The sequence below is a fragment of the Mucilaginibacter gilvus genome (assembly GCF_004054195.1).
GTDB lineage: Bacteria > Bacteroidota > Bacteroidia > Sphingobacteriales > Sphingobacteriaceae > Mucilaginibacter > Mucilaginibacter gilvus.
The window spans coordinates 313237-337285 of sequence record NZ_SBIW01000004.1; the positions used below are offsets into that span (position 1 = coordinate 313237).

Sequence of the window (24049 nt, forward strand, 5' to 3'; positions counted from 1 at the left end):
TACGTGAGGCCCGGCATTGCAGCAATTCTGTTTTTCCTGCTTTTTAATATAGCTGCTCTTGGCAAGGCAGGCAACGGTTGCGCGATAAAATCAGTTACCGCCCCGCAGGATACCACAAAAAAAGATAAGCTCAAGAAAACAAACGCCTGTAATACCATTGGCAACCTTACAGGCAATACCTGCATTGGAAGCACCTTAACCGCTTCCGCTACCGACCCGATAGCATCTGTAGAGTGGATTTACGAGAACACCTCAACCGTTGCCAAGCAACAGGCGCAAAACACCCCATATGCTTTCAGAGCCGATATTGCAGGTACGTATTTTGTAAAAATAATTACGCAGGCAGGCTGCGAACTCAACTCCAACTCCATAACCATTACCAATCTCAAGGTGCCGATCATTGAGATCTCCACGCGATCCAATATTATTTGTGCCGAGTACCCTAATCCATCTTTTACCGGGGTGCCCACCTTTAACGGAAACCACGCAACTTACCAATGGAAGGTAAATGAAATAAATGATGGCCCCCTGGTTACCGATGTTAACCAGCCTTTTATGCCGGCCGGGTTAAAAAAGGGCGATGTGGTAAGCTGTGAAATGACCAGTACCGATGTTTGCATTACTACCCCGGTAGTACAAAGTAACCACATTACCATAGATGATATCCCGGTGGAGAATCCGTCGGTAAGTATTGAGCGGAGTGCTGCCAACCCCTGCGCCGGGAGTACCTTGGTGTTTACTGCTATCCCGGTGAACGGCGGTGATTTACCTGATTATCAATGGTATGTAAACTTGGTGGCAGCCCCAAACGGCAACGCTAAAATCTTTATATCAGGCCGGCTGAATGAGGGCGATGAGGTTACCTGTAGCATGGTGAGCAATGCAAAGGTATGCCAGGTAACCACATCGGCTACCAGTATGCCATACATCGTAAGGCTTATTCCGCTGGTTACGCCGAAAATAAGCGTTAGTCCCGTTACTTTCGAAGCAGGTGTATCTGTAACGTACAAGGCTACAGTAGAAAACGCCGGACCCGGCCCGGTATATCAATGGCAAATAAACAGCATAAACGCGGGTTCGGGATCAGATACCTTTGTTGCTACCAAACTTGTACCAGGCGATGTGATCAAATGCATATTAACAAGCAATGCAGATTGTACAACCAGCGATATGGTGACTTCAGACCCGGTGGTGAATAATGCCACCATACCCTTTAAGGCAGCGACAGCAAATTTATTTACGCCCAACGGAGATGGCGTAAACGACACCTGGAGTTTTCCCGGTGTAGATGCTTTTAGAAATGCTAAAGTGAGGGTGTATAACCGTTACGGCCAGCAGGTGTTCCATTCAGCAGGCTCTGTGGAGGAATGGGATGGAAAAACAGACGCCGGGAAACAATGTCCATCCGGCGTATATTATTATTTCATAAACCTCAATCAAACCCAAACCACTGTGGGTTCGGTTACCATTATCAGGTAAGCTTAATTACTCGGCTACCTTTTCGGCTTCTGGCTTAACAGTTTTGGCCGCTTTTGGTTCAACTGCAACAATTTCTTTAACTACTGCAACTTCTTTAGCTTCGGTTGCTGCTTTTACAAGAGCGTCTTTATCTACCTTAACTTCTGCAGAAAGTTTTTTGGCTAAATTTTTAGCGCTTTTTTCAATTTCTTTTGTTGTTTTTTTGGAGGCGACACCCAGCTTTTCGGCTGCTGCTTTTAGTTGGGCAACAAGGGTTGCTTTAATAGTTTCGGTTGTGTTTTTCCGGGTGGATTTTACTAAGGCTTTCAGTTTGTTTTTTTTCATAGCTGCGAATTATTGCGCGAAGATAAGTTAGTATCAGGTTAATTCAATGTTATCATTATGTTAAGTGCCATATAAGTGCTTAACATTGACCCAATTAGGCATGGCTATTGTGGGTTTTAATGATGATGCAGATCAATTATTACGAAATAGGATTAGTGGTACTACTGGCTGTAGGGCTGGTAATATGGTTAATAATACGTAACCGTAAGGACGAGAAGGCATTTGAAAAAGATGAATTAACCGATACAGTCGATTCGCCCGATCCCGATAAAGAGTAGCCTACTTGTTTTTGATGATGATGCTCTCTATCACCACGGTAGCGTGCTCGCATTTATCGGTAGTGCGCTCCAGCGCGGCCAATATTTCGGTGTATTTGATCACTTCTACAGAGTTTTTTTCGCTTTCCATAACCGCGCCAACGGCTTTGCCAGAGACCTGATCGGCATAATGCTCCAGCTGTTTAATTTTATTGCAGTTGTCTTTTATCGCGTCCGAGTTATCTAAATTGCTCAGGCCTGTTACGGCAGCCTGCAATTCTATACAGCTTTCAATAATAATACCCGCCAATTCTTTTATAGCCGGATTTGCCGGTTCTGATTGGAACAGGCTATACCTACGCGATGAAATATGGATATAATCGCAAACGTTATTGATAGCAGAAGCCAAAGCATACATATCGCTACGGGCAAAGGGCGATACAAAAGCCTTTGCCGATGCCAGGTAAACTTTGTGCTTTACTTCGTTCCCGGTTTGCTTGAGGCGGCTTATTTGGTTAAGCAGGATATTATGGTCCTGCGATTCGCCGCTTACCAATTTAAAAAGCAATTCGGCCATTTGCACGTTGAGGGTGCAGGATTGATCGAAGAGGTCAAAAAATGCGCGGTCTTTTGGTACCAAAAACTTTAACAGGGTTGCCATGTAGTAGCTATTTGCTACAAACCTACAAAAAGCATATTAAGCCTGTGTTAATGTTTGGCTTTATATAGTCCAAATAAGCCATAAAATTACATCCCGGGTATAAATATTTCTATCTGGGTGCCTTTTAACTGTTCGCTTTGCACCTGCATCTTACCATCCAGCAGGTTTACGCGGGCGGCTATGTTTTTCCAGCCGATGCCCTTAGATTCATCTATCTTGCTGGCATCAAATCCCTTCCCGTTGTCTTTAATACTTAGTGTAAGGTTGCTTTCTTTTTGAACAATATCAATATCTATGTGTGTTGCCTGCGCATGTTTCATCATATTATTAAGCACTTCCTGTACAATGCGGTATATCGAAAGTTCGTTTGGTTTGGCAAACTGGTATTGCCTGATATCCTCCGGCACATTCAGCATCACCTCGGTGCCACCCGCCGAGTTCACCTTTTGGCAAAGGTCCTCCAGCGCCGCAAACAGGCCGAAGCTAAGCCCTTCGGGTATCAGGTTATGCGATATGTGGCGCACTTCGTTAATGGTTTTATCAACCAAATTAAGCGCGTTGTTTACCGCCGGCACCTCGGCGTCCTGTGGTTGCAGCACAGAGATATTCATTTTAATGACGGATAGCATCTGGCCTATGCTATCGTGCAGGTCGCGGGCTATGCGAATGCGCTCTTTTTGCTCACCCTCAAAAAGGGATTTGGTCGTTATCTCCTGTTGCTTAAATACTTCGGCCTGCAGGCGTTTTTCCTGCTTGTATTTGTTTTTACGGATGATGAGGAAGGCCAAAGATACGCCGAGTATCAATAATATAACCGAGCCAAAAAGCCAGTAATTTTTCCGGCTTATTTCAAACTGTTGCTGCTGTATCAGTTTTTGTTTGCGTTCGGTTTCAAACTTTACGTTCAATTCCGATAGCTGCCGGGTATTGTCCAGGTTGATGAATTTGTCTTTAGTTAGGGCGTAAAGCTTATGGTATTCAAAAGCGCTTTTGTAGTTGCCCACTTTGGCTGCGGCGTCTCCCATACTATCATACGCAGATTCAACAATCTCGATGGCGTTTATTTTTGTGGCAATGGCTATGCTTTTTTCGCAATAGAGTTTGGCGTTTGTAAAATCGCCCAGCTCGCCATACAGGTTACCAATATTATTATAAGTGGCGGCCATCATCCACTCATCGCCGGTTTTAAGCGACAGGTCTATGGCTTTAAAGTTGTATTGTAGCGAGGCGGCATAGTCTTTTTGGAATTTATACACAATGGCCACGTTGCTAAGCGCCATGGCTATTTTTGCCGGGATGTTCTTTTTGGTGTAAACATCCAAAGCGTTCTTATATGCTATGATTGCCTTATCATATTTTAGCTGCTGCTCATAAACGGTTCCCTTATTGTTTTGGCAATCGGCGGCCAATTCCTCTTCGTTAACTTCCAAGGCCAGTTTCTCAGCTTTTTCGTAATAGCCCAAAGCTTCTTCAAATTTTTTCCAGCTGATGTAGATTGCGCCAATGCCTTTGTAGATATGCGCGGTTAAGGTTTTATCGCCAATATCATCCGCTGTATGCAAAGCCTTTTGGTAGATCTCCAACGATTTTACATTCTCGCCCTTATCGGCATACATCCTACCCAGGCTAATGTTAGCCTGGATAAAAGTTTTGGCATTATTGGTTTGCTTTGCGGCCAGGATAATTTCGTTCAGCAACACCCCGGCGGTATCGGTACTTCCTTTTTTGAGGTAGGCTTTGGCCGCTTCTAATTTCAGACTAAGGTTATCCGGTTGTTTTTGTAATTCGCTTAAAATTTGAGGCAGGGTTTTGGCAGCCGGGGGCATTTGCGCTAAACCCAATAAAGGGGAAATAAACAAAGCCAGGGCCAATACCAGTGGCTTTACGTGGAAACTACCAGGAAACTTTACCATCAATTAAGGAATATAATATCCTATAATAATACAGGTATTTTATGCTAAACTCAAAAGAATAATATGTTGATGGGTTGTGCAGGATATTAATGTGCCGCCACGGCTATCTTATTATACTTATTGCGGTATTCCACGGGTGATACGCCGGTTATTTTTTTAAAAGTTTCACGGAAAGCCTTGGTATCGGTATAGCCCACGTTGTACATTACTTCGTTAACGTTTTCGCGCAAGGTTTCCAGGCTCATTTTGGCGGCTTCTATGCGCACTCGCTGCATATATTCTACTACCGTGTTTGAGGTGGCCTTTTTAAACCTGCGCTCCAGGTGCCTGCGGCTCATGGCAAAGGTTGATGCCAGGTGGTCCACGGTTATTTTTTCGGAGTAGTTATGCTCTATATATTCCTGCGCCTTTTTAATGGTATCGTCCTCGTGGTTTTTTTGCCCGTGGAAAATGATGAACAGAGATTGGCTATTGCGTTCAATATCAATCTCGAACATTTTTGAGGATGTGATGGCCATATCGCGGCCCGAGAATTTCTCTATCAGGTACAGCAGCAAATTCAGCGAAGAATAGGCACCGCCGCTGGTGTAAATGCCGCCTTCGTCGGTTATGATCTTATAAGGCATCAAGTTAACATCCGGGTACATCTGCCTGAATTCTGCCGCGGCAAGCCAGTGGGTGGTGCAGTTTTTGCCCTTCAACAAGCCAGTTGCTGCCAGTATAAACGCGCCGATGCAAAGCGATACTACCTCTGCGCCACCTTTATATTGTTTTATTATCCAGGGAATAAATTCGTCATTCTCACTTACCACTTTAGCCATATCGCCATGTACCGCCGGGATTACAATGAGGTCGGTTTTGGTAACCTCGCCAATGGTTAAGTCGGGCTTAATGGTGAACAACCCATTGCCAAGCGTGGTTTCCCGGCTAATACCTACCAACTGGATCTTAAACAAGGGGGCCTTCTTCATCCTATCGAACGCGTTGTTCACCTCGGTAAACATTTTATAGGTCGATTCTATATTGCTCAGGCTGGCATTGCCCCGCGGAATAAGGATAGATATGTGTTTCATAACATCAAAATTAAATAGAAACAGCGTCGCAATCAACCCCTTAGAATGTCGTAATAACACCCCTGCCGTTGCGCAAAAGCCATGCACCTTTGTGATGTCAACAAATGAATATGATAGAGGTTTTCAAAACAAATGTAGACGATTTTAGCAGATCGCAGGTGCTGGCGGTGCTCATCGAAACGTATTTTAAAGCGTTGCGGGTAAATTTCGACTTGGAAGATTGCGACAAAGTGCTGCGGATAGAAGGCCCCGAGTTTTGCCCGAAAAAGGTAATTGCCCTGTTAAAATTAAACGGGCACCATTGCGAAGTACTTATTTAAAACACATATATTTATTTAACTTAAAAATAATAAGCCATGCCTAAAATTAATGCATACATCGGTTTTAATGATACCTGTCGCCAGGCGATGGAATTTTACCGGGAAGTTATTGGTGGCGACCTAACGCTGCAGGTGGTAAAAGAATCGCCGATGAAAGATATGTTCCCGGCCTCGCATCAGGATAAGATTCTGCACGCTAATTTAGAGAGCAATGATTTCACCTTGTTAGCTACCGACCTGCCGGGCAACAATGCTGTAGTTTCTGCCGGAACAATAATACTGATGCTTGTTTATGACACAAAAGCAGAAATACAAGTCACTTTTGATAAACTGGCGGAGGGCGGAAATATTACCCACCCAATAATGGAATTTTTTGCCGGTACCATGGGAAACCTTACAGATAAATTTGGCGTAAAATGGGGCGTTTTTTCGGCAGAAAAATAACTAATTTACACATTCCAAACCCCAAGTAAAAGCCCCACAATTATGAATGTCCTTTTCATCATCCTGGCAATAATTGCAGCTATAGTTGTAGTGTTGCTGCTTGCTGCCGCATTCTCTAAAAGCGACTACGCCGTAGAACGTGAAATAATCATTAAAAAACCGGTAGCGCAGGTTTTTGGATACGTGAGATATCTGAAAAACATGGATGATTACAATAAATGGGTAATGGTAGACCCGATAATGCAAAAGGATTATAAAGGCGAAGATGGTGCAGAAGGCTTCGCTTATGCCTGGGATAGCGATAATAAAGGCGGCCGGGGCGAGCAGGTGATAAAAAAGATTGAGGAAGACAAGCGGATAGATGTACAGATAACTTTTATAAAGCCTTTTGCCGGTATTTCAGATTCTTATATGATCACCGAGCCTACTATGGACAATAACACCACGGTAAAATGGGGCTTCGCCAGCAAAATGCCTTACCCTATGAATGCTATGATGTTATTTATGGATATGGGCGAAATGTTAGGTAAGGACTTGACCATCAGCCTTCAAAACCTGAAACAGATAATAGAAAAACAACCATAGCGTATAACAGAGGGTAGGTTTAATCCGTCTTTAAATGGATGGTGCACTTGGGAATTAAAGAATAAACTAAAAAACTTAAATATTATGAAGATTGCAATGATCGTTGTCCGTACCCTGATGGGGGCATTTCTGCTGTTTGCTTCCATCGCTTATTTTTTTGAACTGGTAAAGCCAACAACAGCGCCGCCCGATGCAGCTATAGTATACAATAAAGGTATAGCAGTAGCGCACTTGCTAACCATCGTAAAAAGCATTGAATTGATATGCGGACTGATGCTGATTACGGGACGCTTTGCTGCGCTGGCTACTATAGTGATATTCCCGATAACTGTAAACATCGTTATATTCCACGCCTATGCAGATCCGGCGAACATCGGTGGTGGCATATTATTATTGGTGTTAAACTTGTTTATGGCGTATTACTACCGCAAAAATTACGCGCCGATTTTCCAAATGAAGTAAATAGTGCTTAAAGATTTGACAACTTTTTAAAAGTTGTCAAATCTGCTTTATTCTTTTATCCCCCTATATTAGCGGGATGAAAAAACTATTGCTGTTTGTGTTTTTCCTTTCGGTGGTTGCTGTTGCCGGTAAAACTGTCCATCATAACGATACTATCCCCGAATTTATGAAGGGGAAGTTTAAGGATGATTATGGCATTAAGTACGAGATAAGCGACACCTTGTGGACACAACTGCCCCGTAGCAAATACCGCATTGTTAAATGGAACTTGCCGGAGCAATACCTGGTGGCCCGCAATAACGATGGTAACCCCGGCGAAGGCGGCCTGTACACCCGGATAGATTTTATGGAGTTTAAAAACATGTCGCCCTGGAAATGGGGCTATTGTTTAACCGCTTATGATGCTAAAACGGATGTAATAGCCGAAAGCATGGCCAAGGCAGATCGAAAGCACCCCAAAACCGGCTGCAACGGGTTCCCCTTTTCGCGAATGAAAATTAACGAATAACAAAAAAGCTGCACCGAAAGGCGCAGCTTTTTTTTATGGAACTTAAATAGACGATGAACCATTGTCTATGAATCAATTTTACTTTCCCGCTCTTTTATTCAGCTCTTCCACAGGCATGATCAGCATACGCCCAACCTGTTGTTTGCCTTTATAAGTAACAACCTTTAACTGTGTGGCATCAATAGGTACCAAAAGGGTGCTGGTGTATTTAGGATAAAATCTATCCGGCGATGAGTTATCAAAGCTGTAGTAAATATCCAGTCCGGGCACTTCGGGCGTAAGAGTTACGCCTAAGCTCTTATCCGCGTTGCGGATGGCCTTAAAGGTCGGGTCGTAAACACTTGGCGAATATTTGGTTTCGCTCAGGTCGAAACGCGCAAATTGTTTCTCTACCTTCGGGAAGAAAACGGTAAAATCTTTCTTCGCTTTTGGCGACCATACAGCCTCTGACACCGCCAGCGCACGCGGCCATATCATGTACTCTACCTGGCGGAAATTGTACACCTGCTCCGTCCAAAGGTTGGCTTGGCCACCTTTTATTAACTTGGCATCAACACCATCGGGCACCGGTTCAAACTCATAAGTTTTGTTCAGGCGCAGGCTGGCATATACAGGCGGCTCAGTTATTTTATCGCTTTGCATATAATCCAGGTACACATAAGTGGTTGGGCTCATTACAACCTCGTGGCCCATTTTGGCGGCTTCTATACCCCCCTGTATACCGCGCCAGCTCATCAGGGCTGCATTGGGGCCAATACCGCCTTCCAGTATCTCATCCCAACCCATAAATTTTTTGCCCTTGCTTTCTACTATCTTTTCTACACGTTTTTCAAAATAGCTTTGCACTTCTTCCATGGTTTTCAGGTTTTCTTTTGCCATCAGGGCTTTTACCTGGTCGCTTTGCTCCCAAAAGTTTTTGGCGCACTCATCACCGCCCATGTGCATGTAGGCAAACGGGAAAAGCTGCGCTATCTCCCCCACAACTTTATCCAAAAATTCGTAAGTGTATTCGCTGGCCGGATTAAGGCTATTATCTACCAAAGCCGGGTGGCCGGGTTTCGACCAGTCCATGATCTTTTCGCCCGAACGCACCTTGTACTGGTCTGCTCCGGCGGCAGACGCTAACTGCGGATAAGCAGCTATAGCTGCAAGGCTATGGCCGGGTACATCTACTTCGGGCATAACATCTACAAACCTGTCTTTAGCGTATTTTACAATTTCGCGGATGTCATTCTGGGTGTAAAAACCGCCGTAGGTGCGCGGTTCATCTGCCGGTGGAGGTATAAAATCACCAAAGGCACCTTCGCGTTTTGCATTGTAAGCTCCAACGGTTGTTAGGCGCGGCAGGCTTTTTATTTCTATCCTCCAGCCCTCATCGTCGGTAAGGTGCATGTGCAGCAGGTTAAATTTGTATTTAACCATGTCATCTATAAAGTGCTTAACCTCCTGTTTGGTAAAAAAGTGACGCGATACATCAAACATCAAGCCTCTCCATACAAAGCGGGGGTAATCGGTAATGTCAACCACAGGGACGGTCCAATTTACATTTTTCGCAACTTCGAAGCCTTCAATTTCCTTAGGAAGTAATTGCATGAGTGTTTGTACACCGTAGTATAAACCGGCAGGCTCATTAGCGCTTATGGTAATGCCTTTAGAATTTACCGATAATAAATACCCTTCTTTACCAATTATAGCATTGGCGGTTTTATTAAGCACCAACTTAATGGTGGCGGCAGGTGCGGTAGCTTTTACCGAAACTGTTTTGCCCGCAGCCGTACTGAATTTCTTCTTCAGCAAGTCCAGTATCGAGGTCATTTCCGGTTGAGAACTGCTTTGTACCACCACAATTTTTGGCAGTGTAAATAGCCCGACATGCCTGGTTATTTTAACAGGTTCGGGGATGATGGAAATATCCGTGGCCGTTTGCTGCGCAAAACTTAACGAACCAATAAAGCAGGAAAATACCAGTAAGGATAGTTTTTTCATTGATAATAAATTGATGGTTTATAATGGGGGTATTGGGATGCAATTTATAACTTTTTAAATTAAATTAATAAGTTTTTTTACACGTGTATCTGTAAATGCTTTAATGCCAAACTTATTATGGCGAAATAAAATTTCATTTTAGTTTTTTTGTTAAATTGCCCTTTATAGATCTCACAATTGCGCCTGCAATTTTATAAACCAATTATTAAATCTTAACTATTAAAACATGTCAACTGATCGCAGAAAATTTCTCAAGCACCTGGGTACTTCGGTTTTGTTAACCTCCGCTTCGCTCACCAGTTTAGCGGCAAAAGAGCAGAACGAGATAAGGGAGTTACGTGCCCAAAAACGCATTACCCCAAATGATAAAATACGCATTGCCACCATTGGCATGGGTATTATGGGCTTTAATGATACCCGTGCAGCGCTAACCACAGCGGGTGTAGAACTGGTTGGTGCCTGCGATCTGTATACCGGCAGGCTGGCCCGCGCCAAAGAGGTTTATGGGGCAGGCCTGTACACCACCGGCGATTACCGCGACATTATCAACCGTAAGGATATCGACGCCGTTATTATTGCCACCAGTGATAACTGGCATAGCCAGATAGCCATTGATGCCATGCGTGCCGGCAAAGCCGTTTACAGCGAGAAACCAATGGTACACCAGATAAGCCAGGGACTTGGCGAGATAAAGGCGCAGCAGGAAACCAAGATGGTTTTTCAGGTGGGCAGCCAGCGTGTGAGTAGCATAGCTTACAAAAAGGCTAAGGAAATGTACGAATCGGGCGCTATCGGCAAGATCAATTCTATCGAGGCGTCGTTTAACAGGCAGGATGCTTTAGGTGCCTGGCAATATACAATGCCAATGGATCAGTCGGTACAAACGGTAGACTGGTCAAGGTTTCAATCCAACGCTAAAATTAAATATGACTATGACCCGAAACGCTTCTTCCGTTGGAGGAATTACCGCGAATATGGTACCGGTGTAGCCGGTGACCTGTTTGTACACCTATTGAGCGGCATCCATTTCATTACGAGTTCTAAAGGCCCCGAACGCATTTATTCCATAGGCGACCTGGCTTATTGGAAAGACGGGCGCAACGTGCCTGATGTGATGAGCGCAGTAGTTCATTATGGCGAAACCAAAGAGCATCCCGCATTCCAGGTTACGCTGCGGGTTAACTTTATCAGTGGCGAGGGCGACCGTACCGTTACAAAAATTGTTGGGTCGGAAGGCGTAATGGACTTGGGCGGAGAGGGAGATAGTTTCAGCATCCGCAAGAACAAAATGGCCGAAGCACCGGGCATAGGCGGCTGGGATTCTTTATTTACCTATACCGAGGCGCAACAAAAAGCGTTGATGGACGACTACAATAAGCGTTACACCGAAGCGCAAAGAACACGCCCGCGTTTCCCTGATGTAACCTACCGTGCGCCGGATGGTTACAATGCCTCTAACGACCACTTTGCCAACTTCTTTGATTCCGTACGTAATAAAACGAAGGTGGTTGAAGATGCTATATTTGGCTTTAGGGCCGCCGCGCCTTGCCTCGCCTGTAACGATAGTTATTTCGAGAACCGGGTGATCAATTGGGATGCCGAGAACATGAAGATAGTTTAAGTGTGATGTTTTCAAATGAACGGCCGTGGGTGTATGCCTGCGGCCGTTTTTTGTTTAGCGTAGTATGGTTACCCAGCCCGCTACTTTTGGTTTTAGGGTATGGGTATCTACAATATAATAATAGGTACCCGCGGGCAGGGCCTTACCCGAAAACGTACCATCCCACGGCTTGGCGTAACCGATAGATTGGTATACCAGCTTACCATAGCGGTTGTAAATGAACACGGTGGCCGTTGAGTATTTGCTTAAAATCGGGATCTGCCAGTAATCGTTAATGCCGTCGCCATTGGGTGTAAAAGTGTTGGGGATCACAATATCGCATTCGCTGCCTGGCAGTATTTGGGCGGTGATAGGGTTGGATGGTGCGGTAGTATTTAATAGGCATTTGCCGCTGCTGGTCATTACGCAGGTAACCACGTCGCCATCCTGCAATTTGCTGGTGCCGAAATTGGGGCTGTTGCTGCCCGCGTTTATGCCATTTATTTGCCATTGATACGATGGACTGTTTGGGCCCAATTGGATGTTGATGGGAACTGCTTTAAAATCGAGCTGGCTGCCCGGGCAAACAGGGCCCGTAACGGATGGAAATATGGTTACCGATGTAGTTACCGATGAAGCTGCGTTAATAGATGCAGGCGCCGACGGTGCCGATGAAATATCCGCGCAGCCATCATGGTTGGTAACTATGCAGGTAATTTTATCGCCAGTGATTAGGTCCGCGCTGGTAAATTCATCGCCCCCGCTGTATCTTTCTGCGCCGTTTACATACCATTTATAAGTTGGATTAAGACCGCCGTTTTGCGCTTCGGCCTTATAGGTAACCGGGAAGGAGGCGCAGGCATCAATAAAACCGGGGCTTACCGTTATGGTTGGGGTAGGTAATTTATTGGCCGTGATGGTAAAGGTAGTACTGCCATCATCATAGGGACTAAGTTTATCATGCGCGGTTAAAACCAGGTTTACAGTTTGCCCATTGTTTAAAACGGTACCGGCTGCGGGCGTTTGCGTAAAGGTGAAGGCGCTTGCACAACCGCTTTTTGCGGTTGCTGTTTGTGTATAATCGGGCACAAGGGCGGGGCAAACATCCAGGTAAGGTATAATTACCGGCGTGTAGGTGCTGGTGATGGTTATTGGGCTGGTAATTTGAATTGGAATATCCTTTTTAGTTTTGTTGCTGTAACTGGTATTGTCGAAATAGCCTGGCGCGCCGCTGCCTGCAATGGTTGTAACAAGTCCGTCGGGTGTTATTTTACGGATGCGGTGGTTATCCTGGTCGGCTATATACAGGTTGTCCTGTGGATCAATGCCGATACCCTGCGGATTATTAAACGAAGCTACCGTGGCACCCGGCCCGTCTACCGCGCCAATGCGGCTGGCGCTGCCGGCAAATATGCTAAGCGTACCGTTGGGCGTAATTTTATAAATTTTTGGCTCGGACGAGGCTATAAAAGCATTGCCTTTGCTATCCACCACCAAGCGGGTAAAGCGCAACAGCGCATCGTTTTTGTTGTAAATTGTGGTTACAACGCCAGCAGGTGTAATCTTACGCAGCAGATTATAGCTGGTGGGCGTAGAGCAGGCTACATACAGGTCGCCATTAACGGCAAAATATAGGCCCGTTATGTTGTAAAAATCGGCCGTTTCGCCTATGCCATCTGTGTTTAATTCTTTTCCGCTTCCTGCAAACACTGCGGCGCTGGAACCGTCAGGAGTGACCTTATAGATCCGGGTGTTATCGGATACATAAATATAGCCCGCCTTATCTGCAGCCACCGCGCGCGATACCAGCGGGTCGTAATCGTTAAAAGGGATGAGTTGCTCGTAGGCAAAAGTACTCACCGTACCATCCGGTTTTATTTTTCTTACCGATGCGTTAAATATATCACACACATAGATGTTGCCTTGTGGGTCGCTGGTGATGGTTAACAGTTCCTTGCTAAAGCCAGCGAGCCCGGCCTCGCCATCCTCTTTACCGGGGCGGCCGCTACCGGCCAGTGAACCTACCCGCCCATCGGTACCTATTTTCCTCAGGCGGTAATTGCCTTTGTCTGATATATACGCCTGCCCGGATGAGGCATCGAAAACAATATTACTCGGGTAATTAAACTGTGCCGTAAGCGGGTCAAACGGATCGTGCCCAAAGCCGGCGGTTATGGTAGCCGTTTGAGGGCCAACATCACCACAATTGTACTGGCTTTGTTTCAGTGCCACTACGCGTTCCTCTAAATTATGCTCGCCGGTAACGTCGGCAACCTGGTCGTAAGTAATCGTGATGTTGCCCGTACCATCCAGCGGGAATAAAATAGGGCCGGGCTTCGGGGTAATGGTAGGGTAGACAACAACAGGCGGCACTTCTGTTACAATCAGTTCGCGGGGTACCGGCTCGGCATCAAAATAAAAAGGGTTGCCGTTTTGGGTGGCGGTAATAATAGTTGTCCCCGGGCCGATGATGTGGATCTTCCCGTCGGATATGGAGGCGACGTTAATACGGCTTGACGTGAGCACGATGGGCGATGCCCCAGGTGTAGTATTGCTACTGAATGGAAAAACCTTGAAATCGGCATCGGTTTGCTGTTTTACCGGGATAGGCGCAAAGGTGATCACCTGGGGTGTCCGCTGGGCTTCGTTCACCTGTATGTTTACAAGGTACTGCCCCTGCCCATCTACATTATAGCCCACAATATTATAATCGGTAGATGGCCATGGAGTTGTTGGGGTGCCGCTGATGGTGCCGGTGGTTGCATCAAATACTAAACCCGGAGGCAGGTCCGGGAAGATCTTATAGCCGGTGGTGGAGATCTTTCTGATCAGGTTGTTTCCCGCATCCGCCAGGTAAATAAAACCCGCGTCGTCAATGCACATCCCCGCAGGATTGTTAAACCGGGCACCAATGCCAATACCATCAATGGCACCGCTGTTATAGGGGTCGCCCGCAAGCTTGCTTACAAAATCTTCGCGGCGGCCAAACCGTCGTATGAGTTGATTGCCGGGATCGCTGATAAACATGGTGCCTGCTTTGGCTATAGTGATGCCGTAGGTATTATTAAATACCGCAGTGTGTGAGTCGCCATCATAAGCGCCTTTCGACATGAAAACTCCCACTTCGGTATTTACCACTGCCGATGGTGTTATCTTTCTTATTTTTTCGCCATTTGCAAAATACATATTGCCATCAGGACCGGTTTGAATGCTGGTTGAAAACCCAACACTTGCCCTTACCCCAGGGCCGTTTATATCGCCCAGGTAAGTGCCGGCCGGCGATTGCCCCGCAAAAGGCACAACATACCCAAAATTAGCTTCCCTGATCTGCCCGTTCCCACTATCGGCCACATACATCTGCCCGGAGAGGAAGGTTAAGCAAAGCGGGTTGTTTAAGGTATTGTTTGTTTTGCCCGAAACACCCGGTATGCCTGTATAAATACTCACCACACCCGAAGGTGTTATTTCCCGGATGAGATGATTATACCTGTCGGCAACGTAAAGGTTGCCCGCGTCATCAAACACCAGGCCGCTTGGCCCGTCGAATTTGGCTGCTGTACCAATACCATCTAAATAACCGGCGGTGCCATTGCCCGCAATGGTTATCACAGTACCATCGGGAGAAATTTTGCGGATGGCGCTATTGCCTTCATCGGCTACGTATAAATTGCCTGCCTGGTCCAGTTTTATATCCAGCGGATTACTGAAGCTGGCTGCAGTGCCTTTTGCGTTGATAAACCCGGGGGTACCATTGCCGGCAAAGGTGGTTACCTGCCCGTATATGTTTTTTGGAACCGGGCCGCTCGCGCTGCGCATATCCGGAGGCAGTGGCGCTATGGGCGTTGCTACATAATACTGCTGCTGCGGCAGATCCCTAAACTTTGGGGTTTGGGCGTTCGCGTTTTGTGTCGCTAACGCGGCAAACAGGCAATACATGATATAGGCAATCCTTCTCACAGATCGTTACATTCAAAATTTGGTACTCGCGCCTAACTATCTCAGGATAGTTACCGAGCCCGATAATGGCGCGCTCCCGGTTTTAAGGTCAATAATAAAGTAATAGGTTCCGGCTGGTAATTTTGCACCGTTGTAAACGCCATCCCAAGGTTTGCTGTACCCAATGGCCCTGTATACTAACTTTCCATAGCGGTTAAATATGGAAAAATTACAATCGGGGAAGCTGCTTAGCTCGGGAATCTCCCAGATATCGTTTGTGCCATCGCCATTTGGTGTAAAAGCGTTAGGGATGGTTATAGCGCATTCGGTATCGGTTTTAACGTGTACCGTAACTGGGATAGATCGTACGACAGGGCTGATGGTGCATTTAATATTACTGGTCATTTCGCACACCACTTCATCCCCGTTCACCAGGCTGTTGGCGGTAAAAGTGGCGCTGTTGCTACCCTTTGGGTTGCCGTTCACTTTCCATTGGTAGCTTGGGGCAAGGCTTGGTGTTTGGACGTTGCCGGGTGTCGCCGTAAAAGTGATGCCCACGCCAGGGCATATAGCCTCATTAGTTGAAGCGGATACAGTTACCGAAGTTTGTATAGATGGCTCGGTAGATACCGTGTAAGCGTCGGAAGGATCAGATTCTACCAGCTCACAATAATCATGGTTGATAACCGTACAGGTAACCTTGTCCCCGGTTTTCAAAACACTTGAGGTAAATTCATTTTCGCCCGAAAAAGCAAGGGTGCCGTTTACCGCCCAGTTATAAATGGGCCTGCTGCCTTCGCCCTGTGTTTGCGCCTTAAACGTGATTGGGCCGCCATCGCATAGTGCTGATGTTACAGGCACTATGGTTACCGTTGGTTTTGGAAGCGGCACCGCCGATACGGTAAAAGTTTGATTTTTTGTTTGGCCGAGATTATCGGTAGCGGTAAGCGTTACGGTTATTGGCTGGCCTATGGTAACCGGGGCACCCGCTGCCGGCGATTGTGTAATAACTATGTTATTAGCACAGGTACTTAGCGCGGCGGCATCTTTTTTGTAATTGGGCAAAACAGCCGGGCAGCTTGCAGCTGCAGGTATGGTAACATCGGTTTGCGTGGTGCTGAATTTAAGCTCGCTGAGGATGGTTACCTGTACGGTTACCTTAGCGGCATTGCTTTTATTGGTGTTATCTTTTGGCCCGGGATTGCCGGAGCCAGCTATGGTGGTTACTTTCCCGGCGGGTGTGATTTTTCTGATGCGGTGATTGTCGGAATCGGCGATGTAAAGGTTGTCGGCAGGATCTATAGTGATACCCTGTGGATTATGAAATCTCGCTGTGAGGACCGACCCGTCAGCAAAGCCTTCACCTGCCCCCGCGTATATCGAGAATTGGGCATCAGGGGTAATTTTATAGATCACCCCTGCAGTTGACCCTACGAAAACATTTCCTTTGCTATCCACCACCAAGCGGGCAAAACCTGCTGCGGAGGGGACAGTATAAAGCGTGCTAACCGTGCGATTAGGAGTAACTTTGAAAACACCGTTACCATTGTTGTAAGCATTTGTACTTACAAACATATCTCCATTCCTGTCGAATGTGAGGCCTGTTATGCCGTTAAAATTTGCGGCGAAGGGGGCTACGGTGTTACCATCGGGTGTTACTTTAAATATAGTAGATTTATTGGCTACGTAAATATTATTAAAGCGGTCTACCGCTATGGATTCGGGCTTAAAGATTTGGCCGCCATTGGCAGCTAACAAAGCGGGCATCGCAAATGTGGTAGTTACACCATCCGGGGTTATTTTTCTTACGGCGTTATTAAAAACATCGCAAACATAGGTATTGCCTTGTCCGTCATTTGCGATGGAAAGCAAGTTGGCGCTGAAACCAACGTTTGGCCCTGTGCCCTCCCGGTAGTCGTTTACCCCGCCGGCGAGTGTGGTAACGCGGGTATCGGTGCCGTACTTTCTTACCTTGGTATATGCTTGGTCCGAAACGTAAAAGTTGCCCGATGAAGCATCGTAAGAAATGGCGCTGGGTTCATCAAATTCGGCGTTAAGCGGGTCGGCAGGGTCGGGGCCGTAACCGGCTCCTACGGTTATGGTTTGCTGGCCTATATCTTCACAGGTAAAATTTGGCGTTGGCCTTATAGTGATAGTTGGGTCCGGTTTTTGCGGGCCGGGCGTAATTTTGGCAAGCTGATCTGCCTTCACGGTATAGGTGCCAAACTGGTCTAAAGCAAATATAAACGTACCGCTTAGGGCTTCCACAGTTGGTTTTGCAAAATCAGGCTCGGGGCCTACTTTTATGGGCTGAGGTTGATCTTCTGCGGCGGCATACTCAACGTTTCCCTTTTGATGGGCGGTTATAATAGCGGTGCCCTCACCCACAAAGTGTATTTTGCCATTAGCGATGGTGGCTACTGCATTTTCGCTGCTGGTGTAGGTAATCGGAATTGAACTATTTGTACTGGTGGCACCCGGCGCAATATCCTGATCGCCAACGGTAGCATCAGCAAGCGCCCCAAAAGTAAGGACTTGCGACTTTAATTCCGCCTCGCGCACCTCTATCATAAAGGAATAAGCGTACTTGCCTGCTGTGTTATAACCAACAACACTATAGTTAGATGCTTGTAAAGTTTGAGTTGGCGTGCCGCTTATCTCGCCGGTCCTGCTATCGAAGGTGAGGCCTGCTGGCAAAGCCGGCTCCAGGTAATAACCGGTGGTTACCATTTTACGGATAACATTATTTTTTTCGTCGGCGATGTACAGGTTGCCATCTGCATCAATATCTAAACCCGCGGGGCCGTTAAGCGATTGCGACGCTAAGTTGGTAACCAGGTCATCTGTGCCATATCGGCGTATCAGACTGCTGCCGTAATCAGCAACAAAAATGGTACCCGCGGCATCCCGAACGATGCCTGATGGAATACTAAAACGGGCGCCCTTGCCTAAACCATCAAATGAACCGCTAAAAAAACCACCTGCGATTGTAACGACATTATTGTCATAGTCTATAGTACGTATATGGGAGTCGTCGCCCAGGTAAAATAACTCGTTGGAGCCGTAATAAGCGGCGCGTGGTGAGTTCAGTTTAGCGCTGGTGCCATTACCGTCCACCCAGCCAGAGGTTCCGTCACCGGCAATGGTGCTCACGGTACCATCGATGCCCACATGGCGCACCAGATTGTTTCCATAGTCGGTAACATACAGCCCGCCATTTTTATCTACCGCAATGCTTGTTGGGAAGTTAAAACGTGCAAAATCCCCCTGCGAGTTAACCATACCGGGCACACCCGCTTTACCGGCTAATGTGCTAACCACCCCGGCCGCGTTTATTTGCCTTATTACATGGTTATCCCTGTCTGCAACAAAAATATTTCCGAGTTTGTCTAAAGCGATACCGGTGGGGTTGTTAAAGGTAGCGGCGCTGCCAATACCATCTGCCGAACCCGTGGCCCCCGTGCCGGCAACCGTTGAAACCATACCGTCGGGGCTTATTTTGCGGATCATATTATTGCCTGCGTCAGCAATATATATATTGCCCGCGGCATCAATATGGAGGTCGCGTGGGGCATTAAAACTTGCCGACAACCGAGAGGCTGAGTTTGCGGCACCCGGCGATCCTGTGCCGGCGAAAGTAGTTATTTGGCAAAACACGGTGGCAGGTATATCGCCACCGGTTTGCATTGGTTTTAGAGGCGTAATGGGTGTGCCTTTCTTAAAAGAATTTACATCGTTGTAAGTGAAAACGGGTACCTGGGCATAACAATTGCCTACCGCCAGTATGGCAATTATGTAAATAGCAATATGGAGCACCCGTTTCACAAATGTTGCGTATTACTTTAGCTTTCTGGCCGTTACGCCCACGTTGGTGATTTTCACCGGCTTAATAAAGCCTTTTGCATCAAATATCATTTTATCAATACAGGTTACCCTGTGGTTGCCATCGGTTTCTGTTAACGGGCGGCGGTGGTAAACTATATAATATTCGTCCTTGCCCGGTACTTTAATTACGGAGTGGTGCCCCGCCCCGGTTGCCACGGCAGCATCTTGTTTTAAAACCGTGCCTATCCGTTTAAAAGGGCCGGTTATATTATCGGCAATGGCGTAAGCCACGCGGTAATCTGGGCCTGTCCACCCACCTTCGGACCACATAAAGTAATATTTGCCATTACGGATAAACATCACCGGGCCCTCCACGTAGCCATTGGGTGTGATTGAACGGAACAGGGTACCATCGGCAAAGGGCACAATGGCTGTAAAATCACTCTTAAGCTTCGCGATGTTGCAGTGCCCCCATCCGCCATAAATAATATAGTATTGCCCGTCTTTATCTTTAAATACAAACTGATCTATCGGCTGCGCGCCGTTGTAAAACTTATCTATCAAAGGCTTGCCTAAATAATCTTTAAAAGGCCCTTCGGGTTTATCTGCCACCGCTATGCCTATGCCGCCAATGGCCTGGTCGTTCTGGATATCGTTAGCGCCGAAGAATAGATAATATTTGCCGCCTTTAGCTACTATAGCCGGGGCCCACATGGCGCGCTTTGCCCACTTAACATTGGCCGAATCGAGTACGTTATCGTGTTTTTTCCAGGTGATGAGGTCTGATGAAGAAAATGCGTCGAAGTGTACCTGCTTTTCGTATTTATCGGAGTAGGTGGGGTAAACCCAGTATTGTTTACCAAATATGGTGGCTTCCGGGTCGGCATACCATCCCTCAAAAATTGGGTTGCCCGATGTTGTTTTCTTTGGAGTTTGCGCCTGTGTGTATTGCAGGCAAAGTACAGTAAAAAGGGAAAGTATAAGTAATCGTTTCATGTTCATTTAAGCTGTGCTACCACGTAGCCAATTAACTCTTTAATATAAGTGTTCCAGGTGCCATATACTACGGTATCGGGCAAAATATCCCATAAAGATACGCTTCCCATGTTAGTTTTATAATAGTCGCAGGGGTATGCAACCACAGGTAAGCCGGCCTTTTTAAAGATCAAAAGCGCCCGCCGTGTATGAAAGGCAGAAGTTACCAATAAATATGGGGGTTTAAGCGTTGTTTTTTTCAATATAGCTTTTGAGAATGAAGCGTTTTCAAAAGTATTACGGGCTTGGCTTTCAATTAGTAACAAGCTATCGGGAATATTTAGTTTGCGCAGTTCGGCCTGCACAAATATACCCTCGCGAAAGCCGCTTGGATTAAGATTGCCGTTGCCGCCGGTAAACAGCAGGTGAGATGCCGTACCATTCTGCAAAAGTTTTACGGCCTCGGTGTAACGGTTGGCCGAGTTATTAAAAAAGCCCTTGCCATTTGCATCTTCAGATACAAAGCCACCTAATAAAATTATGCTGCTGTATTTAGTATTGCCGGGGTTATAGGCTTTTATATCCCACGCGTTTGCGTATAGCCTCATTAACAATGGGTTGCCAAAAATGTATAACACCACCACCGAATAGATAAGCAGCTTACGCGCCCTTTTTGTGTTTTTGGTGAAAATGGCATATAGCAACATGCCAAACACCCACATAAATGGAAGTATAAGTATATAAAGTACCTTAGATAGAATAAAATACATAGGCTTTATTATGGCGGTACAATTTAACTCATTTTTATGTATTTGAGGTGTAACGCGTAATTTATTGTGGGCGCAGGCCGTGCTTAGCCAACCGGCACATAAATGTTTACCGCGGTACCTTGCCCGGGTGCCGAATTGTAAGCTATTGTGCCCTTAAGGTAGGCTATGCGGGTTTGGATATTTTTTAAGCCGATACCCGTAAAATTCTCGGCTTTGCTGCTGTCAAAACCTACGCCGTTATCCTTAATAATGGCGGTAATGCCCGCCGCTGTGCGGTTTAGGGTAATGTTGAGGTGGGTAGCTTTGGCATGTTTAATAACATTGTTAATGCTCTCCTGTATAACACGGTAAAGCATGGTTTCCACGGTGCTTTCCAGCCGGCTTTTAAAACCCGAGGCCTCCAGCGAAACTTTCAGGCTGTCGGCATCTATCTTTTCTATAAAACTCTTCAGATCCGATGCGATGCCCGAGCGCAGCAGCATGTTTGGCATCATCTGGTGCGATATGGTGCGCACTTCCTTGCAGCTTTCTTCTACCAAAGCCAGTGTATTCTCGGCCAAAAACCGGTCTTCCTCCCGATCCATTGTTATCCTGTCGAACAGGCCGCCCAGGTTCATTTTAACGGCTGAGAATAGTTGTCCTACGCCATCGTGCAGGTCGCTGGCTATACGTTTACGTTCGTTTTCTTCGGCATTAACCACCGCTTTGGTTAAAACATCCTGTTGTTCCAGCATTTGCTTCTGCATCAGGGCTTTTTGTTTGAGCTGATGCCTGTTGTAAAATAGCCCGCCCATGATCAGCGAGAGCAAAAATAACCCCGCTATAATGCCAATGGTTTTATTGCGACTGGATATGGAGAGTTTTTGGATGGTATTCTCTTTATTTAATATCGATATGCGGGCCTCTTTTTTCTCCGTTTCGTAAACGGTTTGCATGGTTGCTATTTGCTTATCGTTATTTTCGTTAACGATAGATGCACTCAGATCCTGGTACTTTCTACCGGCCTCCAACGCCTCCGGGTAGCGCCCCATTTTTTCGTAAACGATGCTCAACACCCGGTAAATGTTTTTTTCGCCCTGTTTGTACTGGGTTTTCTGCGCAAGCGGCAGCGATTTTTTTAACCATTTAATAGCCTCGGCATACTGGCCTTTATCTTTATACACCTCGCCAATGTTGAGGTAGGTATCGCTTTGCTGTTTTTCGTCGCCAAAGAATATATCTGTTTCCAGCGTTTTAAAATTATAACTCAGGGATTTATCGTATAGTTTAAGTTCGCCATAACAATGCGCCATGTTAGAGTAAATTTGCGATAGCCCTCGTTTGTTGCCCGTTTGTTCGCAAATAATAATTGCTTCTTTATCTATTTTCAGCGCCTTAGTATAATCTTTGCGCGCGCTGTACAAATTAGCCAGTGTATGCATGCAATTGATCTGGATGTTGGGGTTACCTATCTTTTTACCCATCTCCAACCCTATGGTAGCATACTTTTCCGCCTCGTTCAGCTTTTCGTTGTCAAGGTAAACCATGCCCAGGTTGCCGGCAGATGAGGCAATGCCTTTCTCGTCGGTAAGGCGTTCACGTATTTTTAATGCTGCAAGGTGGTTCTTGATGGCCGCCGTGTAATTGCCGGTTTGCCAGTAGTATATCCCCAGCCCATTATATCCCAGGGCCTGGTTTGTGAGCAGGTTATGCTTTAAGGATATTTCGAGACATTTTTCGGCGTTTACCCTCATGCCCTCAAAATCGCCGCCGTAGTTGCTTTGGGCTACTTTAAAGTAATACACATTGGCCACGCCTTTATAATAATTTGCTTTTTGAGAGATGGCCAGCGCCTGGTCGGCCATTTTTTGCGCTGCAGGCGGGTCTATACCCTGCAACTCCATCGCCATCTGGTAATAGATAGAAGCTTTTGTAGTATCGGCCTTTGCCTGTGTTAATGCTTTTTTAAGACTATCGACAGTTGGGTTTTGCGCATGCGAAAAAAAAGGCAGCAATAGCAGCGCTAAAGTAAATCGTTTCATAAGGGTTTACCAGGTTTATAAAAACTGCCCAAAGACGGGCTAATTTTTAATAAATATATATTAAATAGAATAAAATAAGCAACTGTTAAATTCTATTTGGCTGGCATTAAATTAAATAGCTGTGTTTTTGTGGCTGAAATAATATCTGGGGTACGCCAAAATACTACATATGTGGTATTGATGTCGGCCTCAAATTCCGCTTGCTTAGTACTATTAAAAACATCAATTATTTCACTAAACACAAAATCCTTAAAACAATGAAAAAGATTTTTACACTGGTTATTGTTATGCTGGCAGCGGTAACAACCTCAAAACTTTACGCGCAAGATGGCGATTACAAAAAATTCTCACTTGGGCTTGGTTTCGAAGGTGCACTGCCGGTTGGTAACCTGGGCAATGCCTATAGCTTTGGCGCAGGTGCTACTATCCGCGCAACCATCGGGCTTGATGCTTCAAGCGCGGTTACCATTACTTCGGGTGCTATCGCCTTTATCCCTAAAGACCTGGGCAGCGGCTATAAACTAAAAACACAGATCAACATCCCTATCAAAGCCGGCTATAAATACATGCTGAGCGATAATTTTTACGCTATTGGCGAGGCTGGTATCACCATTGCTAAATCATACGCAAGCAACGGTAACGGCGGTACTATATCTGCAAGCGGTTCATCGTTTACCTACGCACCAGGCATAGGCCTAAAACTTGGCGCGCTCGACCTGAGTGTGAGGTACGAAGGTTACAGCGGTGCAGGCTTCATCGGCACACGCCTGGGCTTCAACTTCTAAGTAAATCAGCTACAAGCAATGAATACTTTAGTATTAGTACTGATAACCATAGGCATTATGTTTATAGGCACGCGCAAGCCCGAAGGCAGCAACAATAAAAGTTGAAAGCGCATACTACTTAAACC

At 46.1% G+C, this 24049-nt stretch carries 19 protein-coding genes; 9 read left to right on the top strand and 10 right to left on the bottom strand.

What is annotated here, in order from left to right; all coding sequences use genetic code 11:
- Positions 1 to 3 precede the first annotated feature (3 nt).
- Positions 4 to 1479, top strand: coding sequence for a gliding motility-associated C-terminal domain-containing protein (locus EPL05_RS11390; protein ID WP_128534085.1), 1476 nt, complete (start codon positions 4 to 6; stop codon positions 1477 to 1479).
- 6 nt (positions 1480 to 1485) lie between these two features.
- Here the strand turns inward: EPL05_RS11390 and EPL05_RS11395 are convergent, their stop codons facing one another.
- Complete coding sequence (locus EPL05_RS11395; RefSeq protein WP_128534086.1) at positions 1486 to 1803, bottom strand: hypothetical protein; 318 nt, start codon at positions 1801 to 1803, stop codon at positions 1486 to 1488.
- Between the two features lie 119 nt (positions 1804 to 1922).
- On the opposite strand from EPL05_RS11395, the gene EPL05_RS23960 reads away from it, so the two are divergent.
- The gene (locus EPL05_RS23960; protein WP_166727681.1) at positions 1923 to 2081 is read left to right on the top strand and encodes a hypothetical protein; all 159 of its coding nucleotides are present in this window, start codon (positions 1923 to 1925) and stop codon (positions 2079 to 2081) included.
- A 1-nt stretch (position 2082) separates the two neighbouring features.
- Here the strand turns inward: EPL05_RS23960 and EPL05_RS11400 are convergent, their stop codons facing one another.
- From EPL05_RS11400 to EPL05_RS11410, 3 genes are all read right to left on the bottom strand, one after another.
- Positions 2083 to 2721, bottom strand: coding sequence for a DUF47 domain-containing protein (locus tag EPL05_RS11400; RefSeq protein WP_128534087.1), 639 nt, complete (start codon positions 2719 to 2721; stop codon positions 2083 to 2085).
- 86 nt (positions 2722 to 2807) lie between these two features.
- Positions 2808 to 4634, bottom strand: a complete 1827-nt coding sequence (locus EPL05_RS11405) for an ATP-binding protein (RefSeq protein ID WP_128534088.1) — start codon at positions 4632 to 4634, stop codon at positions 2808 to 2810.
- Positions 4635 to 4720: 86 nt separating this feature from the next.
- Positions 4721 to 5707 (bottom strand): GlxA family transcriptional regulator, encoded by a 987-nt coding sequence (locus EPL05_RS11410; protein WP_128534089.1) that lies wholly within the window; start codon positions 5705 to 5707, stop codon positions 4721 to 4723.
- A gap of 110 nt (positions 5708 to 5817) precedes the next feature.
- On the opposite strand from EPL05_RS11410, the gene EPL05_RS11415 reads away from it, so the two are divergent.
- The 5 genes from EPL05_RS11415 to EPL05_RS11435 all read left to right on the top strand — a co-directional run bounded on the left by EPL05_RS11415 (position 5818) and on the right by EPL05_RS11435 (position 8026).
- Positions 5818 to 6027 carry a hypothetical protein gene (locus tag EPL05_RS11415; protein ID WP_128534090.1) on the top strand — a complete coding sequence of 70 codons (210 nt, stop codon included), beginning with the start codon at positions 5818 to 5820 and terminating at the stop codon, positions 6025 to 6027.
- A gap of 36 nt (positions 6028 to 6063) precedes the next feature.
- Positions 6064 to 6471, top strand: a complete 408-nt coding sequence (locus EPL05_RS11420; RefSeq protein WP_128534091.1) for a VOC family protein — start codon at positions 6064 to 6066, stop codon at positions 6469 to 6471.
- Between the two features lie 42 nt (positions 6472 to 6513).
- Complete coding sequence (locus EPL05_RS11425) at positions 6514 to 7056, top strand: SRPBCC family protein (RefSeq protein ID WP_128534092.1); 543 nt, start codon at positions 6514 to 6516, stop codon at positions 7054 to 7056.
- Between the two features lie 84 nt (positions 7057 to 7140).
- A complete protein-coding gene (locus EPL05_RS11430; protein ID WP_128534093.1) occupies positions 7141 to 7518 on the top strand; it encodes a DoxX family protein in 378 nt (125 codons plus the stop codon).
- Between the two features lie 76 nt (positions 7519 to 7594).
- Positions 7595 to 8026, top strand: a complete 432-nt coding sequence (locus EPL05_RS11435; protein WP_128534094.1) for a hypothetical protein — start codon at positions 7595 to 7597, stop codon at positions 8024 to 8026.
- Between the two features lie 78 nt (positions 8027 to 8104).
- Here the strand turns inward: EPL05_RS11435 and EPL05_RS11440 are convergent, their stop codons facing one another.
- Entirely contained in the window at positions 8105 to 10012 is a 1908-nt protein-coding gene (locus EPL05_RS11440; protein WP_128534095.1) for a beta-N-acetylhexosaminidase, read from the bottom strand.
- Between the two features lie 226 nt (positions 10013 to 10238).
- On the opposite strand from EPL05_RS11440, the gene EPL05_RS11445 reads away from it, so the two are divergent.
- Complete coding sequence (locus EPL05_RS11445) at positions 10239 to 11633, top strand: Gfo/Idh/MocA family protein (RefSeq protein ID WP_128534096.1); 1395 nt, start codon at positions 10239 to 10241, stop codon at positions 11631 to 11633.
- Between the two features lie 54 nt (positions 11634 to 11687).
- Here the strand turns inward: EPL05_RS11445 and EPL05_RS11450 are convergent, their stop codons facing one another.
- The 5 genes from EPL05_RS11450 to EPL05_RS11470 form a co-directional block, all read right to left on the bottom strand.
- The gene (locus EPL05_RS11450) at positions 11688 to 15569 is read right to left on the bottom strand and encodes an NHL domain-containing protein (protein ID WP_128534097.1); all 3882 of its coding nucleotides are present in this window, start codon (positions 15567 to 15569) and stop codon (positions 11688 to 11690) included.
- Positions 15570 to 15605: 36 nt separating this feature from the next.
- A complete protein-coding gene (locus tag EPL05_RS11455) occupies positions 15606 to 19373 on the bottom strand; it encodes a T9SS type B sorting domain-containing protein (protein ID WP_128534098.1) in 3768 nt (1255 codons plus the stop codon).
- Between the two features lie 12 nt (positions 19374 to 19385).
- On the bottom strand, positions 19386 to 20369 hold the full coding sequence (locus EPL05_RS11460; RefSeq protein WP_128534099.1) for a glycoside hydrolase family 43 protein: 984 nt from the start codon (positions 20367 to 20369) through the stop codon (positions 19386 to 19388).
- 2 nt (positions 20370 to 20371) lie between these two features.
- On the bottom strand, positions 20372 to 21118 hold the full coding sequence (locus EPL05_RS11465) for a YdcF family protein (protein WP_128534100.1): 747 nt from the start codon (positions 21116 to 21118) through the stop codon (positions 20372 to 20374).
- 83 nt (positions 21119 to 21201) lie between these two features.
- Positions 21202 to 23139, bottom strand: a complete 1938-nt coding sequence (locus EPL05_RS11470) for a tetratricopeptide repeat-containing sensor histidine kinase (RefSeq protein ID WP_128534101.1) — start codon at positions 23137 to 23139, stop codon at positions 21202 to 21204.
- Between the two features lie 257 nt (positions 23140 to 23396).
- On the opposite strand from EPL05_RS11470, the gene EPL05_RS11475 reads away from it, so the two are divergent.
- Positions 23397 to 23924 (top strand): outer membrane beta-barrel protein, encoded by a 528-nt coding sequence (locus EPL05_RS11475; protein WP_128534102.1) that lies wholly within the window; start codon positions 23397 to 23399, stop codon positions 23922 to 23924.
- Positions 23925 to 24049 lie beyond the last annotated feature (125 nt).